Here is a 15,838-nt window from a genome sequence, read left to right as displayed (position 1 = left end):
GTGCGCGGCCACTATCCTTGGAAACAGCGGCATTGGCCGGCCAGGCCTGGGCAGCATCGACGTGGAGGGCGACTGGCGCGATCAGAACCGCGCCAGCCATCACCGCACCATTCCATCCGGAACGGTTCGTCATTTTCAAAACTTCATCAGAACGTCGAAGTAGAACGACTGCCCGTATTCGGTATCCTGACCCAGATCGTCGAGACCGATACCCCTGAGCGTCCTGCCGTTGGCATTCAGGATGTTCCGCGCCTTGAATTTCAGCGAAACATTGTCGGTTAGATCGTAGCGGAAGTAGGCACCCAGTTGCCCCATCGGGGCAAGTCCGGTCGAGGACCATGCAACCGTCGGGATCGCATCATAGTACTTTCCGCGATAGCTGTAGCTGGCGCGCAGTTCTGCCTTCTTGCCGAACTGATAGAATACGGACGCATTGCCGACCCAGCGCGCTTGATCTTCCAGCCAGCCGAACTTGGCGAAGTCCCCGGCCGAACTGAGGTACGAGATGTTGCCTTCGGTGTAGGTCAGGTTTGCGGAGAAGCCCAGGTTCTTCAGGGGATCGGCAATAAATTCAAGGCTGTTCACGATAGCACCCAGTTCCACGCCGGTAACCTTCGACCCTTGCGCGTTGCGCGGTTGGGTGATCGTATATTCCACGCCGTCCAGCATTTCCGTGGACGACTGGGTATAAATCTCGTTGCTGATGTCCTTGCGGAAGACGGCAACAGACAACACTCCGTTCCGGTTAGGGAAGTAATATTCCAGGCTAAGGTCGTAGTTGTTCGAAGTACGCGGCTGAAGGTTCGCGTTGCCGCGGCTGATGACGTAAGTCACATCGTTGCGACGCTCGCGCTGTGCGATGTCGCCCGGATTGGGACGGCCAAGTGACTTGCTGAACCCGGCCTTCACGACCAGGTCGTCGGTCAGTTCGTAGGACAGCCCTGCGGAAGGCAGCCATTTGTGATAGCCGCCCTTGCGCGTGATAAACGGGTCGGAGAGATATTCGCCGGGCGCGATGGCCTTTGTCGCCACATTTTCATAGCGAAGCCCTGCGACAAGGTAGAACTTGTCGGAACGATACTGCCCCATGGCGTAAGATGCCATCGTGTCTTCGATGTAGCGATAATCGGAAATCACCGCCTGATCCGCCGTCGAGGCTTCGTTCACCGCCAGATTATCGTGCGCCCATGTCGAATAGGCCGGACCATCTACCCACATCAGCGGGAAATTGACCGACGATGGCTGGAAGTCGGTCTGTATGGCATAGCCATTGAGGACAGACTTGCCGGGGACGTAGTCGATCTGGTCGTTGTCCCGCATGCGATCAAGTCGGCGGTATTCCGCGCCGATTTCGAACCCAAATCCCGTATCCTCTGGATTGCGATTGTGGGCATACGACACCTTGGTGTCGTACACGTCCTCGGTCGTCAGGCGGCTCAGTTCGTTGTAGCGAAGTAGGCTGTAGTTCTTCGGATCGAGAATCGCGCCCACGTCTTGGAAGGTGAAGCTGTTCGTCCGAGGATCGGTGCTCGTGACGTCATAGTGGACGCTCCTGTTCGCCGGCTTGGCGGTGAAATCCATCAGCGGTTGGTAGTCACTGAACTTGGCATGGGACCAGCCGCTGACAACCTGGAACCGGTTGCCCTCGTGGTCGTCGTATTTGAAGTTGCCGATCACACCCGTGTTGATTTTGTCCAGTGTGTTGGAATTCCAGCCGGTCCGGATTTCGCCGTAAGTCAGGTCTCCGGAAGTCGCAGTCAGGTTCTTCGGGCTGGCCATGCTGAAAGACTGCATCATATGGCGGGTTTCCTGCTGATCCTCGCCATAGTAGAAACCGAAAATGGACGCGTAGATAGTGTCGCCCTGATATTCCAGCTTGGCGCTTCCGCCGTAATTACGGACCCGGTTGGTGTAGTCGTAGCTGCGAACCTCGCGCGGCACCGTCAGGCCATTCCATGCCGGGTTTAGGGAACCATCGTCGAGCAGCGGATTAACCGCCTTGCCGCTGGAATTGTAATAGGCTTCGCTGGCCTGGACGTTCTTTGATTCATCGCGCGAATCCTGGGCAAACTGGCCGGACAGGACCAGTCCGAATTGCTCGGCCGCACCGAAGCGGGTGACATAGGTCGCATCGACCTGCCCGCCGATCGGTGAACTATGCGATCCCCATTGTGCTGCGGCGCCCGGCACATCCTTGTAGGTGGAGTAGTTCAATCCCCCCTGGACGACGAGGCCCTGGTGCCGTGCGCCGAACGCGCTGCGGGTGTGGAGGTCGATATAGCCGCCGATGGCGCCGCCATCGACTTCCGGCGTGAATGTCTTGCGCACCTCAAGCAGTCCCACCGCGCCGGAGGGGATCACTTCTAGGTTCATGTTCCGACCGGTTCCGCCGAAATCGTCGGTGGTGGCGATGGCGAGCCCATCAAGTGCGGTATAGTTCAGGCTGGACTTGAGGCCGCGCACCGTCACGAACCGAGCGCGATCTTCGTCGAACACCGCTGAGACGCCGGGAATCCGGCTAAGGCTTTCTGCGATGTTCAGGTCCGGCAATTTGCCGACTTCGTCCGAACTCAGGAAATCGGCAATGATGTCGTTGTTGCGCTTGCTGTCGATGGCAATGCTGTTTTCGGCCCTCGCACCGGTCACCACGATGGCATTAGCTTCCGAAGTGCCGTCATCCGATGAGATGGCCTGTGCACTGGCCGGTGCCGCCGCGAGAACCGCTGCGATAATTCCGATTGCCGAAAAATTCTTGAAAAATGCCTTCGATGCTTGCTTGTTCATGATCGTATCCCCTGATGCAGTCTGGCGCGGATCGAGCGCACGGGTCGGTGCACCGCTTTCGCGGGGGACTAATTACGGCATATTAAACTTAAATGACAAGTTTAAGGTTAAATAGGGGCCGTACGAGTGAATTCATGTAGGGGAATATGCGCCGCGCCTATTGCGGCCACGCTGGGTCCTATGGTGGAAGCACGCACCTTTGGATGCGATCGGCGAGGGTCGAGACCGAAGATGCTATCGGCCGCGATGGCGGCCACGACTTGATCGAGGAGGTCGGACGGCAAGGCGCCGGCCACCACGACGAGTTGGGGGTCAAACCAGGACCACGCGGAAGAGACGAGCTGTCGAAGCTGTTCGCCGGCACGCTGCGCCCAGGTATCGCAGACCGATCGTTCCCGTTCAGTGCGATAGGCGATGTCAGAGAGAGACGAAATCTCCACGCCGGCCTCGCGCAGGCGATGCAACAGGTCTGTCCCTGATGGCCGCGGCTGGTCGAGCGGGAAGAAGGCGCCGATTTCGCCGGCGTTGCCGAAGCCTCCACGAAAGGGTTGTCCCCCAACCACGATGCCGCCGCCGATACCGTAGTTGATCATCAGCGTGATCATGCAATCGGCAAAATCGCGCTGCTGATAGAACTCGGCGACCGCCGCTGCCGTGGCGTCGTTCTCGATCCAGCAGGGCAGGCCGATGACGTCCGAGAAAATCGCACTCAAAGGCCGGCTACGCCAGTCGGCATGTGCGTCGACCACATGCATGCGGTCATGGTCCTGGGCAAAGAACCCCGGCAAGGCGAAGCCGACCCCGAGCACTCGGCTGCGATCCAGTACCCCAAGTTTGCGGCATATCCGGTCGATCTCGGGGGCAACAATGCCGGCGATGCTCTCGGGGCTGTTTTCAGTGGTCTCGACCACACCTTCGTCGACGACTTGCCCGCAAAAATCGATCGCCACGATCCGAAGTTTTCCGGGAATCATCCCGACCCCGAAACTCAGCGCCCCGCCCGGATCGAGCATGAGCGGCAGCGCCGGCTGCCCGCGCCCTCCCTTGATCCGCTCACCTTCATGGATGAGTCCGGCCAGCAGCAGATCGCGGGTGATCTGCGTGACCGGACCGGAGCCCAGCCCCGCGATCTTGCCAAGCTGTGCCCGGGAAACGGGATGATGGCGCCGTATGAGTGCCAGCAACCGGCGATGGGTTTCATTGAGTCTCAGCGGAAATGCCATGGTCTGACCATGGTTGGTAGCGCCATAACCTTCAAGCTAACTTTTAATCGGAGCACCGTCGTCACTGAGGCTTGATGAGGCGGCTAGCTGTAGGCGCTTGCAATCGTAGGGGCCTGTACTCGCAAACAGCGTGGTTTCCTGCCCAGATTAGCTGAGAGCGGGTGGGGTGGGGTGCCCACGCAAACTGACAATGTGCTCGCCAACATCCGCACCTGCTTGCAAACGGAGATGGCCAGATCACGCTTTCTGCCAACGATACACCCTAGTGGATTGATCGGAACGAATGAGTCCATTTGAAGGATTTCCGTGTTGCCACTACCGTGCGAGGATGCGGCCTGCGACCAGGTATCCAGATCAAGTCACTGCACCGGAGGCCGCGCGACTTGAGGCGATAGTCGCGGCGCGCAATTCGCCGCAGAAGCATGTGTTTCGGGCGAGGATCATTCGGCGTGGGCACTCAGGGCATCATGGTGGCGACCGGCAAATCCAAGACTTGCGTTTGGCGCTGGCAGGAACGGTTTATGGCCGAGGGCATGGATGGTTTGCTGCGCGATAAGACCCGCCCCCCTGGGATCGCGCCGCTCGAGCCCCCCGGCACGAGGCCACACACTGGACTTTGCGTGCGATGGCCAAGGCGGTTGGCATCGCGACGTCATCGGTTGTGAAGATCTGGCACGACCATGGCTTGGGGCTCTACTGGTGGCGCAGCTTCAAGCTCCCCAACGACAAGGGCTTCGCCGAGAAATTGCACGATGTCGTTGGGCTCTATGTTTCGCCGCCCGCGCACGCCATCGTCCTGTCGGGCGCTCGATAGCACCCAACCTGGGCTACCGCTAAAGCGGGGACGCGGCGCGACCATGATGCACGACTGCAAACGCAACGGAACTACGACCCTGTTTGCAGCCCTCAATGTTTTAGGCTGATCGGTGTTGGACATTCCACTTCGTCCGTCAGGCGTGGAACCCAAACGTTGGAATCAAACACATAGCCACAAGCTCGTCCTTTCTTGAAAATAGGCGGCCTACGTACGGGGGGCACTACCAGTCCGTTCGCGTCGATCTGCCGCGCGCGTTGATCGACTTCGCGCGACATCCCTGACGACGAGTTCCTCCGGCATTACTTCCTTGGATTCATGATGCCGACAGATCGTACCGCCCGGGAGGCCCGCCTGCGCCGCTATGAGGCGGGGCGTAAGCTGGGCGAAGCCATCCCAGACGGCATTCCATTCCAACGAAAGGATCTCACCATCAAATCTTAGGATCAAACACCCAATTCACGCTTCGCAAATTTTTTCTCAGACCGTGCTGAGTAGAAGGCTCGTTTCGCTGTTCAGTACGCCGTCGATCTGGCGAATTTCGCGCAGCACTTTGTCGAAGGCTTCAAGGCCTCCCACCCGAATTTCTGCTACCAGGTCCCAGGCGCCGTTCGTTGTGTGTAGAGCCTCGATTTCCGTGAAGCCCCGCAAGGTCTTGATGATCGCCGTGGTGGAACGTCCTTCCACCTCGATCAGCATGACGGCACGGATCGTTGCCTCCCCGCTGGAGCGCGACCGGATGGTGAAGCCCAGCACGGCACCGGTATCGAGCAAGCGGTCAAGGCGGGCCTGAACAGTGGCGCGCGATACGTTCAGGATTGTAGCCAGTTTCGTGATCGGCGCTCGCGCGTCGTCCTTCAGCGCGGTGATCAAGCGGCGATCAAGGTCGTCGAATATATGCATTTAAAGGCTGATGCTTTCCCTTGATTAGCCAAGGCTGTAATCGAGCGGTGCGATCGCAGCTAAAGGCCCTCTTCATGAAACTCGAACAGATGACCATGCTCCCGGCGCACCTCATGCGCAGGTGCCTCCAGATGGTCACGGTCTATTTCGCCGACGAACTTGCTGGCTACGAAATGACGCAGGTTCAGTATGCCACGTTGACTGCGATCTGCAACCTGGGCGAGTGCGATGCCACCCGTGTCGGTAAGTCAATCGGGCTCGACAAGGTGACCGTCGGACTGGTTGTCAAGCGGTTGCACGCGCGCGGACTGCTCGCGATCAGCCAACAGCCGGGCGATCGCCGCGTAAGACTTCTCACCCTTACTGTCGAGGCCCGGCGTATTCTGGAAGACGTGGAGGAGAAGGTCCTTCGGGCCCAGGAGCGATTGCTGGACCCTCTCGGTCCGGAGCAGCGCAGCGCCCTCATAACGGCCCTCCGCACCATCGTGGACAGTGGCTGAAATGCGGCCGCGAATCACCTCTCTGCCCATGCTGCAATTTGCTCATAGCGACCTGGCAATTTGCCTGAAAATATGGTCGTAAGTGCACTTACTGTCTGTTCCGCCTTTCGATGTTCCCCTATAGAGTTCGAGCAGGCAAACAAGGAACATTGGAATGGTCGAGTTCGTCGGCGTATCGGATATCGTGGCACTGGTCGGACGCTTTGGCGTCGAGGCCATACTGACCGAGATGGCGGACTATATCGAGGCGGATTACCGGCGTTGGCCCGAGTTCGAGAAGACCCCGCGTCTTGCCAGCCATTCCAGCGACGGCGTCATCGAACTGATGCCTGCAAGCGATGGGAAGCTGTTCAGCTTCAAGTACGTCAATGGCCATCCCAAGAACACGGCAGTTGGCCTGCAGACCGTCACGGCGTTCGGCGTGCTGAGCGACGTGGACACCGGCTATCCGGTTTTCATGTCCGAGATGACCCTGCTGACGGCCCTGCGCACGGCGGCGATGTCGGCGCTCGCGGCAAAGCTTCTGGCACGCCCGGAATCCCGGACCATGGCGATCATCGGTCTTGGCGCCCAGTCTGAATTCCAGGCCCTGGCCTTCAAGACCATCCTTGGCATCAAGGCGGTCAAGGCGTTTGATACCGACCCGGCTGCTGCCCGCAAGTTTGCGGCGAACATGGCCGAGAGCGGTATCGAGGTCGAGATCGCAGCAGATGCGGCGTCGGCGGTACTCGGCGTGGACATCGTCACCACCGTCACCGCGGACAAGGCCAAGGCGACTATTCTTTCAGACAACATGATCGGCGCCGGCATTCACATCAACGCCGTCGGCGGTGACTGCCCAGGCAAGACGGAACTCCAGGCTGACATTCTCATGCGCGGTAAGGTGTTCGTCGAATTGACCGAACAGACGCGTATCGAGGGCGAAATCCAGCAGATGCCCGCCGACTTCCCGGTTACGGAACTGTGGGAAGTCATCGCCGGAGCAGCAGAAGGCCGCAACTCCAGCGACCAGATCACGATCTTTGACTCTGTCGGCTTTGCGATCGAGGACTTTTCAGCCCTTCGCCTCCTGCGCGATCTGGCGCGGCGGGCAGGTCTCGACCGTTCGATTGACCTCGTTGCCAATCCGGCCGACCCCCGGGATCTCTTCGGATTGCTGCGCGCCGATGCTCCCGAAGCACTGCCCGTAGGAGCCTGATCGATGCCGTGGTCGGTTCAGGCACCTTCGAGCGTAGTGATGATACGCCCGCACTTCTTTGCGCCGAATCCAGAGACTGCGCTGGATAACGCATTCCAGCAGATTCCGGGATGCCGCGACCGGGACGTGATGTCTGCCTCGGCCCATGCTGAAGTGACTGCGATGGCGCGCCTGCTCGAAGCGCAGGGGGTGAACGTTCATCTGTTCGAGAACGAAAGCCGTAGCAACCTCGATGCGGTGTTCCCGAACAACTGGTTCTCGACCCATGCTGGCGGCCATGTCGCCATCTACCCGATGTATTCGCCCAGCCGGCGTGCGGAAAGGCGCGTCGACGTGATCGAAATGCTGAAGCGCTGCTACCGCGTGCAGGATATCATCGACTATTCCGGCCTTGAAGAAGATGACATCTTCATCGAAGGGACCGGCGGCATGGTCCTAGACCATATCGGCCGCGTGGCCTATGCCGCCCGGTCGAACCGCCTGAGCGACGTTGCGCTGGAACGGTTCTGCACTCACTTCAATTTCGAGCCCATGGTCTTCGATACGGCGACACCTGCCGGCCGTCCCGTCTACCACACCAACGTCGTGATGAGCATCGGCACGCACTTCGCCCTAGTGGGAATGGATCTGATCACCGATCCGGTCCGTCAGAACACGATCACGAAGCGTCTCGAGGAGACCGGACGCAAAGTGATCAAGCTCGATTACCATCAGGTCATGGCATTCGCTGGTAATGCCATCGAACTGCAGGGCAGCGATCACCGCTTCCTGGCGATGTCGAGCCGGGGCCTGGACTCGCTGCGGGCAGAACAGCGCCGCGCGATCGAGGCTACGGTGCCCATCGTGGCGATCGACGTGCCCACAATCGAACTCGCCGGCGGTTCCGTGCGCTGCATGGTGGCCGGCATTCACCTCTCGCCCCGCGCAGAGGCAAGTGAGAACCAGCGGCAAGACGGAGCGCTTGTCGTGATCTGATCGAATGCAGGGAAGATCGGCCATGCAATTGACCGGCTTTTAAGGGGAGTTAGTATGTTTTCGAGAAGGCAGATGCTTCTTGGCGCGGGTGCTGCGGCCCTGACGCCTGCATTGATCGGCCGGGCCGCTTTTGCCCGCCCGGACATGCTCGATGTGGCCTACGTGAACGGGCGTATCTGGACCGGCATTTCCGCTGTCCCGTTTACCGATGCAATCGGCGTCAGTGGAAATCGGATTGCTGCGGTCGGCAAGGCCGCGGTGCGGGCTGAGACCAAGCGCAGCACGCATATCGTGGACCTGGAAGGCGCATTCGTAGCGCCCGGCTTCGTGGACAACCACGCGCACATGGTCCTCGGCTCCATGATGCTGGTGCAGGTTCCCCTGCTTCCAGTCCGGACGCCGCAGCAGTTGATCGATGCCGTGGGCGGAGCGGTCCGCAAGGTGAAGCCCGGTGGGTGGGTCCAGGGGTTCGGTTGGGACGAGCAGCGCTGGGGCGGCGAACTGCCGAACAAGGCTTGGCTCGACGGTGTCTCGGCCGACGTTCCCGTCGCGCTGCGGCGCACGGACGGCCACCAGATGATCGTGAACTCGCGCGCACTTCAGCTCGCAGGGATTACGCGCGATACCCCCAATCCGCCCGGCGGCGTCATCCTGCGTGATGACAAAGGGGAGCCGACCGGAATCCTGCGCGACAACGCCCTGAACATACTTGAGCACGCGATTCCGGCTCCCTCGGATGCCGAAATCGACGATGCGCTGCAGCTCGGGATCAAGGAGGGGCTGTCACACGGTGTGACGCAGGTCCACGGCACCGATCTGGACTGGTTGGCGTTCGACGGTTTTCGCCGCCTGCGCGCCCGCGGCGAGCCTGGGATGCGCTTTTACTCCTTCGTGCCGCTCCGCGACTGGGAGAAACTGGCCGCCCTCGTCAAGGAAGAGGGACGGGGGGATGACTGGTGCCGCTGGGGCGGGCTCAAGCATCTCGCCGACGGCTCGCTGGGATCGCGCACGGCGCTTTTCGCAGAGCCATACATCGATAATCCGGCCAATCGCGGCCTTGCGACCACTCCCTTCGACGAAGTGCATCGCTGGGTCCACGGTGCGGACGCGGCAGGCCTTCAGGTTGCGTGCCATGCAATCGGTGACGAGGCGATCCGCCGGATCCTCGACATTTATGAGGCAGTAGCAGCGGCCAACGGAGCGCGCGACCGCCGCTTCCGCATCGAGCATGCCCAGCATCTGAACGATGCCGAGGCTCCTCGCATCGCTGCACAAGGGGTGATTGCGTCGATGCAGCCTTACCATGCCGCCGATGACGGTCGCTGGGCCGAAACGGCGATCGGACACGGCCGCCTCCATGGAAGCTGGGCCTTCCGCTCGCTGCTGGACGCAGGGGCCACAGTAACGTTCGGGTCGGACTGGCCAGTGGCACCGCTCGATCCCATGACGGGAATACACGCCGCCGTGACCCGCGCGACGACCGACGGGAAACAGCCGGGCGGCTTCGTGCCCGAGCAGAAGATAACAGTGGCGGAATCGCTGGTGGCCTACACCCGGTCGAACGCTTACGCCGGTTTCCAGGAAGACAGACTGGGCACGATCAAGCCCGGCAACCTAGCCGACTTTGTCGTACTGGGGAACGATCCCCTGACGACAAACCCCGATGATCTTGCGGGGATCAAAGTCCGCCGAACCATTGTCGGCGGAAAAGAGCGCTTCGTCGCAGAATAGCTGTGTAGCTGGCAAATAACTTATAAATGGGGACGATTGAAATGAGGGATAAGTCTAATAAGTTGCGCGTGCTGTTGCTCGCCACCGCAACGATGCTGCCTTGGACGGCGAATACGGCACAAGCTCAGGAATCGGCCGAGACTGCAAATGCAGCCAGCGATTCAGGCGACATCGTCGTGACCGCGCAGCGTACCGAGCAGCGCCTCGACAAGGTGCCGATCAGCATCAGCGCCTACACCCAAAAGCAGATGGATGCGCAGTCGGTCAGGAGCATTGCCGACATCACCCGTCTGACGCCGGGCCTGACGTTCTCACGCGTGACGGCCGCGATGGGCAACAATACGCAGATCAACATTCGCGGCATCGCCTCGACCTTTGGTGCCTCGACGACGGGCATCTACATTAACGACACGCCGATCCAGGTCCGCACCGTCGGGAACCTTGCGAACAACGTCTATCCGCAGGTGTTCGATCTGGAGCGCGTCGAAGTGCTTCGCGGCCCGCAGGGCACACTGTTCGGGGCCAGCTCCGAAGGTGGCAATGTGCGCTTCATCACGCCCGCGCCCAGCATGACGAAGTCTTCCGGCTATGGTCGCCAGGAAGTCGGCTTCACCCAGGGCGGCGCGCCCAGCTACGAAGCAGGCTTCGCCTTTGGCGCCCCGATCATCGAGGGCAAGCTCGGCTTCCGTGTCAGCGGCTGGTATCGCCGTGACGGCGGCTGGATCGACCGGATTCCGGATGATGGCACCTCCGCAACCGACAAGAACGCAAACAACCAGGACTCGTACGTCCTGCGCGCTGCAGTGTCTTGGTCGCCCGTCGAAGACCTGAAGATTACGCCCTCGGTATCTTATCAGAAAATCGATACCAACGACGTCACCCAGTTCTGGGAGAGCAAAAGCGACCGTGGCGATCGCCGTTTCGTCAACGGCAATAACCTGTCGTCCCCCGGTCGTGACCGCTTCGTCCTTCCCAGCCTTTCGGTCGAATACGACCTGGGTACGGTCGTATTCAACTCGGAAACTTCGTACTTCGATCGCAAGAGCGTTTTCGATTACGACTACACGGGTTATATCGGCGCGGTCTTTGGCGGTACGCCTTACCCTTACCGCGGCGTTCCGGGCTTCGGTGTCGTCGCGCATGCAGTGAACAAGCAGAAGAACTTCACGCAGGAAGTTCGCCTCAGTTCGGGGGACGCCAACTCGCCTCTGCACTGGGTGATCGGCGGATTCTACACGCACATGAAGCAGACTTCGCTTCAGGCTGACTATGATCCGGACTTGGCGGCCATGATTGCCTACTACCGCGGTGGCCGCACGATCTCGCAGGTGTTCGGGCCGAATACCGACGCCAGCAGCCCATATGATGCGATCCTGCGTAATAGCGGCGTCGACGAGCAGCTGGCTGGTTTCGGGCAGGTGGACTTCAAGCCCACAGACAAGCTGACCCTAACGGCTGGCATCCGCGTTTCGCAGACGAAGTTCCGCGCTGTCGCCAGCCAGTCCGGCGCAGCGACGGCCTATGCCAACTTCTCGGCAAATACGACGGAAACGCCCGTGACGCCGAAGTTCGGCATCGCATACCAGGCAACGCCGGAAACGATGGTCTACGCCAGCGCAGCCAAGGGCTTCCGCATCGGCGGCGTCAACGTTCCCGTCAACACGACGAGCTGCGCTACCGACCTGACGGCGCTGGGCCTCAACCAGGTTCCCGGTTCCTACAAGTCGGACTCGGTCTGGAGCTACGAAGCTGGCCTGAAGACCCGCCTTGCCGGTGGCAAGGTCCAGCTGTCCGGAAGCGTCTTCCGGGTCGACTGGAGCAATATCCAGCGGGTTCTGCGCCTGCTCAGCTGCGGCACTGGCTACTACGCGAATGCGGGCGATGCCCGCAGCCAGGGCTTCGACCTCTCGGCTCAGGTTCGTCCCATCGAAGGCCTGATGCTGAGCTCCACTGTCGGTTACACCGATGCGAAGTACCTCGATCCGCTGCTCGCACCTAGCGGTGCCGTCATCGGTGCGAAGAACGATGCGGTCGGGTCGCCCAAGTGGAACGTCGTCGTTTCAGGCGAGTACACGTACAAGGGCTTTGACAACAAGGAGCTCTACCTGCGCGGCGACTATCAATACACCAGCAAGATGCCGCGGACGCCGGAACTCAACCCGGCAGCTACGGTCAGCTACGACGCGGCGCTTTATGCCCTGCCGGCGGTCGAATCCGTGAACATCCGGACGGGCGTACGCTTCGACGGCGTCGACGTATCGATCTTCGTCAACAATCTGTTCGATGCGAGCCCGGTCACTGGTCGTTACCATGCCACTCGCGCCAGCAGCTTGTTTCTGGACTCGACGCTGCGGCCCAGGACCATCGGTATCACTGCTACCGAACGTTTCTGAGCTTAAGGGAGCGGGAAATTTATTTCCCGCTCCCGACTTCTTCCGGCAATGCCTGGACCGTCTGCGGACTACCATTGAGAGTTTGACATGATCTTGAAAGCGTTCGCCCGTGCCTTGTTGGTTGGGGTTTGTCTCGTCCCGGCATCGGTCTCCGCGCGGCCGTTTGATCCTGCGGCCACTCGGATTGCCATCGACGCCCAGGTCGATCGAATGACACCTGCACTCGACGCCCTGTACAAGGATCTTCATGAACATCCCGAGCTAGGTTTCAAAGAACTGCGTACGGCTGCATTGTTGGCGAACAGGATGCGCAAGCTGGGGTTTGAAGTCACCGAGAAGGTGGGCGGCACCGGCGTAGTCGCAATCTACCGCAATGGGGATGGCCCCACGGTGATGGTCCGGACCGACCTGGACGGCCTCCCGATGGAGGAAAAGACCGGCTTGCCTTATGCCAGCCGCGTCAAGACCGAATACAATGGCAAGCCGACGTTCGTCACTCACGCATGTGGGCACGATGTTCACATGACATGGTGGATCGGCACTGCCGAGGCGCTGCTGAAAGTGAAGGACCAGTGGCACGGAACCTTGATGTTTGTTGGGCAGCCTGCCGAAGAATTGGTCTCCGGCGCCGATGCCATGATCAAGGACGGATTCCTCAGCCGCTTTCCTAAGCCGGACTATGGCTTTGCGGCACACGTCTCGACTTCGCCCACGGGAACCATAACGATTAAGGAGGGCGCTGCTACGTCCGCCGTCGACGGCCTCGAAATCATTTTCAAGGGTCGGGGAGGGCATGGCTCAATGCCGCAAACCACGATCGATCCGATTATCGAGGCGTCGCGCTTCGTCACCGACGTCCAAACCGTGATCAGCCGCGAAAAGGATCCTGCAGAGTTCGGTGTTGTAACGGTTGGCGTGTTTCAGGCCGGTTCGGTAGGCAATATCATTCCCGACGAGGCCCGGCTCCAGTTGAGCATGCGCTCGTTCAGCCCCAAGGTGCGCGAACTTCTGCTCGACGGTGTGAAGCGCACCGCTGACGCATCTGCCGCAGCCTTGAAGGCTCCTTCACCGGAAATTCGCCATCTCGTAGGGGCAGCGTCCGTTCTCAACGACACGGCGCTAACCGCCAAGACCGCCGACGCGCTTCGGCGTGCAGGCGGAGACGAAGTGGTCGTCATTCCCCTCAGCGCGCCAGGATCCTCGGGTAGCGAAGATTACTCCGCTTTCGTCGAAGCCGGTATCCCTTCGGTTTACATGATGATCGGCGGCTTCGACGCCGCCCTGATCGAAGATTATAAGCGGCGCGGCGAGCCGGTGCCCAGCAACCACTCCCCTTTCTTCGCACCGGACGCTATGAAGGCGGTTAAGGTCGGCGTTTCGGCGCTTTCCATCTCTGTGATTTCGGCGATGTCGAAGTGAACTAATGGGAATTATTCGGTAAAAGCATATTATGCTTAAAAATCGTTCAAGGAAATGCACCTCTGTCTCGATTTGAACGATCTGCTAATCCGGGGCGCCATGCAGGGAGGGCATAGCTCGACTGAAATGACACCCCGGATCGGTTGACAAATTCATGCTGCCATCATCACCGGCAGGCTGTCCAAATACAGCTTGATCCGGTGCCTTGGCGGTTAGGCTCGAATGTGGTCCCCGTCGTAGCCACACCCCGAGCGTCTGTGGCGCTCACTCAAATATGAGCGTGTCTATCTGCATGCCTTCGAGACGGGATGGGGGTTGCGCGCTGGCCTGAGCCGGTGGATGGCCACTTATAAAACCCGGCGACCCCGCTTTGGGCTAGAAGGGCGCCCCCCCCTGCAGATGCCTACGGGTGGATCAACGCTCTAGAATTGGCGGCATAATCACATCCGGGATTGGCTTCACTTCGCCGCCGGACTGTCCGACAAGGCGCCACCACCTCAGGCCGCTGGGGTTCCGGGCGGTTAAAAATTGACGGTCACGTCCAGGCCCAGAATCACCGCGTCGGGAATGTCCCCGGTGCCGAAGGGGCGGACGATGTATTGCGCGCCGGGACGCAGCGCCAGCCACGGCGCCGCTTGGAAGTTATAGTCGATCTCTACAATTTTCTCAGATGTTTGCACGCCCGGTGCATTAGGCATCACGGTGGCGAGCTCCATCTCATATTGCCGCAACCGCCGGCTGAAACTCCCTGACGCAATTACAACACCGATATAATCCTCGTCGCGGTGGAACGGTCCTCTCTGATACACGGCGCCGAACTCCCACGCCTTTGCCAGTTGCGACACTTTCGGATCGCCCCATACGTATGTGGCAAAGACGGCGAGGCCACGCTTTGAACCGGGGCTTTCGCGGAACAGCATCTGGTTCGCCATGACGTAATAGCTCGAGACGGGGCTGTGCTGGAGGAACGGTTGTCCAGTCACCGCGACCGGTTGTCTGTTGATGTCGAGCCGCAGATCGGAAACGGGCGCGGTGTTGTAGAACCCGCCGACCTTATATTCACCGGGCAGTTCGTCCCGGCCTAATTTTGGGGTCCATGCGATTTCATACGGCATGATCACGCCTGTGCTGCTGAAACTTAGATTGAAGCCATGGTCCGGATCGGAAAGGTGCGGGTTAACCTGAAACACGCCCCCGGTGACATATATGTCCTTGGCGACGTAGACTTTTGCGCGCGCGCCCCATTGCGCAACCGGGAAATTATGCGCGCCTTGGCTGACCTGAGTAATTCCGATCGGCTTGTCGCAAATCCCGTTATTCTGGAAATAGCATCCATAGGGATTCAACGCGAAATTATTGCCCAGCGGAAACCAGCCGGCCTGTAATTCCCCGCGCCCATCGTTGAAATCCTGCTGGTAACTCATTTCCGACAAACGGAAATTCATTCCTGCCCCGTAAAGCTGCTCAACGGAGAAATAATTTCCAACAGCGTCGTTGCTCGGGCTTTTCCCCTTGCGATCTTCAATCGCGAACCGGAATGAGCCCCCCTTTACGCCTATCAATCGGTCAAGATCGGCGGTCAGGAACAGGACGATCTGCTGCGTATAACGCACCGCCTGTTTTTCGCCGCCCACCGGATTGCCTGCGGTCTCTGACTGATATTGGGCCATTACCTTCACGCCCTTGTCTTCCAACGACGTCCTAAGCCCGCCCCAGTCCTGCGTCAGTCTCTGGTCCACTGGCTTGGGCTGGTCGTCGGCATGAGCCAGCACCGGCCATAGCAACAAGGTCGCCGAGAGAAGCCATATATATTTTAGCAATTCTCTCATAAATCAATTCCTTGAACTGAACTTCAGCGACAGTGCCTCTGAAAATTCGTTGTTCATCATGAAATTGAT

At 59.8% G+C, this 15,838-nt stretch carries 10 protein-coding genes and 2 pseudogenes; 8 read left to right on the top strand and 4 right to left on the bottom strand.

Features of this window, described 5'->3' with window-relative positions; all coding sequences use genetic code 11:
- Positions 1 to 135: 135 nt before the first annotated feature.
- Positions 136 to 2,784, bottom strand: a complete 2,649-nt coding sequence (locus GVL61_RS12820) for a TonB-dependent receptor (RefSeq protein WP_159980607.1) — start codon at positions 2,782 to 2,784, stop codon at positions 136 to 138.
- Positions 2,785 to 2,891: 107 nt separating this feature from the next.
- The gene (locus GVL61_RS12815) at positions 2,892 to 4,007 is read right to left on the bottom strand and encodes an ROK family protein (RefSeq protein ID WP_159980605.1); all 1,116 of its coding nucleotides are present in this window, start codon (positions 4,005 to 4,007) and stop codon (positions 2,892 to 2,894) included.
- A 328-nt stretch (positions 4,008 to 4,335) separates the two neighbouring features.
- On the opposite strand from GVL61_RS12815, the pseudogene GVL61_RS12810 reads away from it, so the two are divergent.
- Positions 4,336 to 4,927: pseudogene (locus tag GVL61_RS12810) on the top strand (leucine zipper domain-containing protein); the annotation flags it as partial.
- A 374-nt stretch (positions 4,928 to 5,301) separates the two neighbouring features.
- On the opposite strand, the gene GVL61_RS12805 reads toward GVL61_RS12810, so the two are convergent.
- A complete protein-coding gene (locus GVL61_RS12805; protein ID WP_159980603.1) occupies positions 5,302 to 5,724 on the bottom strand; it encodes an Lrp/AsnC family transcriptional regulator in 423 nt (140 codons plus the stop codon).
- Positions 5,725 to 5,798: 74 nt separating this feature from the next.
- Here GVL61_RS12805 and GVL61_RS12800 point away from each other — a divergent pair, with 74 nt between their 5' ends.
- The 7 genes and pseudogenes from GVL61_RS12800 to GVL61_RS12770 form a co-directional block, all read left to right on the top strand.
- Positions 5,799 to 6,224: a MarR family winged helix-turn-helix transcriptional regulator gene (locus GVL61_RS12800; RefSeq protein ID WP_159980601.1), complete on the top strand. Its 426-nt coding sequence runs from the start codon at positions 5,799 to 5,801 to the stop codon at positions 6,222 to 6,224.
- A 154-nt stretch (positions 6,225 to 6,378) separates the two neighbouring features.
- Positions 6,379 to 7,422, top strand: a complete 1,044-nt coding sequence (locus tag GVL61_RS12795; RefSeq protein WP_159980599.1) for an ornithine cyclodeaminase — start codon at positions 6,379 to 6,381, stop codon at positions 7,420 to 7,422.
- Between the two features lie 3 nt (positions 7,423 to 7,425).
- On the top strand, positions 7,426 to 8,397 hold the full coding sequence (gene ctlX / locus GVL61_RS12790; RefSeq protein WP_159980597.1) for a citrulline utilization hydrolase CtlX: 972 nt from the start codon (positions 7,426 to 7,428) through the stop codon (positions 8,395 to 8,397).
- Between the two features lie 54 nt (positions 8,398 to 8,451).
- Entirely contained in the window at positions 8,452 to 10,128 is a 1,677-nt protein-coding gene (locus tag GVL61_RS12785; protein ID WP_159980595.1) for an amidohydrolase, read from the top strand.
- A 41-nt stretch (positions 10,129 to 10,169) separates the two neighbouring features.
- Complete coding sequence (locus GVL61_RS12780) at positions 10,170 to 12,521, top strand: TonB-dependent receptor (RefSeq protein WP_159980593.1); 2,352 nt, start codon at positions 10,170 to 10,172, stop codon at positions 12,519 to 12,521.
- Between the two features lie 87 nt (positions 12,522 to 12,608).
- A complete protein-coding gene (locus tag GVL61_RS12775) occupies positions 12,609 to 13,940 on the top strand; it encodes an amidohydrolase (protein ID WP_159980591.1) in 1,332 nt (443 codons plus the stop codon).
- 249 nt (positions 13,941 to 14,189) lie between these two features.
- Positions 14,190 to 14,366: pseudogene (locus tag GVL61_RS12770) on the top strand (integrase core domain-containing protein); the annotation flags it as partial.
- 95 nt (positions 14,367 to 14,461) lie between these two features.
- Here the strand turns inward: GVL61_RS12770 and GVL61_RS12765 are convergent.
- Positions 14,462 to 15,769 (bottom strand): carbohydrate porin, encoded by a 1,308-nt coding sequence (locus tag GVL61_RS12765; protein ID WP_159980589.1) that lies wholly within the window; start codon positions 15,767 to 15,769, stop codon positions 14,462 to 14,464.
- Positions 15,770 to 15,838 lie beyond the last annotated feature (69 nt).

Source organism: Novosphingobium sp. 18050, from assembly GCF_902706195.1.
Taxonomy (GTDB): Bacteria; Pseudomonadota; Alphaproteobacteria; order Sphingomonadales; family Sphingomonadaceae; genus Novosphingobium.
The sequence above is the reverse complement of the archived record's forward strand: the minus strand, read 5'-3'. Positions and strand labels throughout refer to the sequence as shown.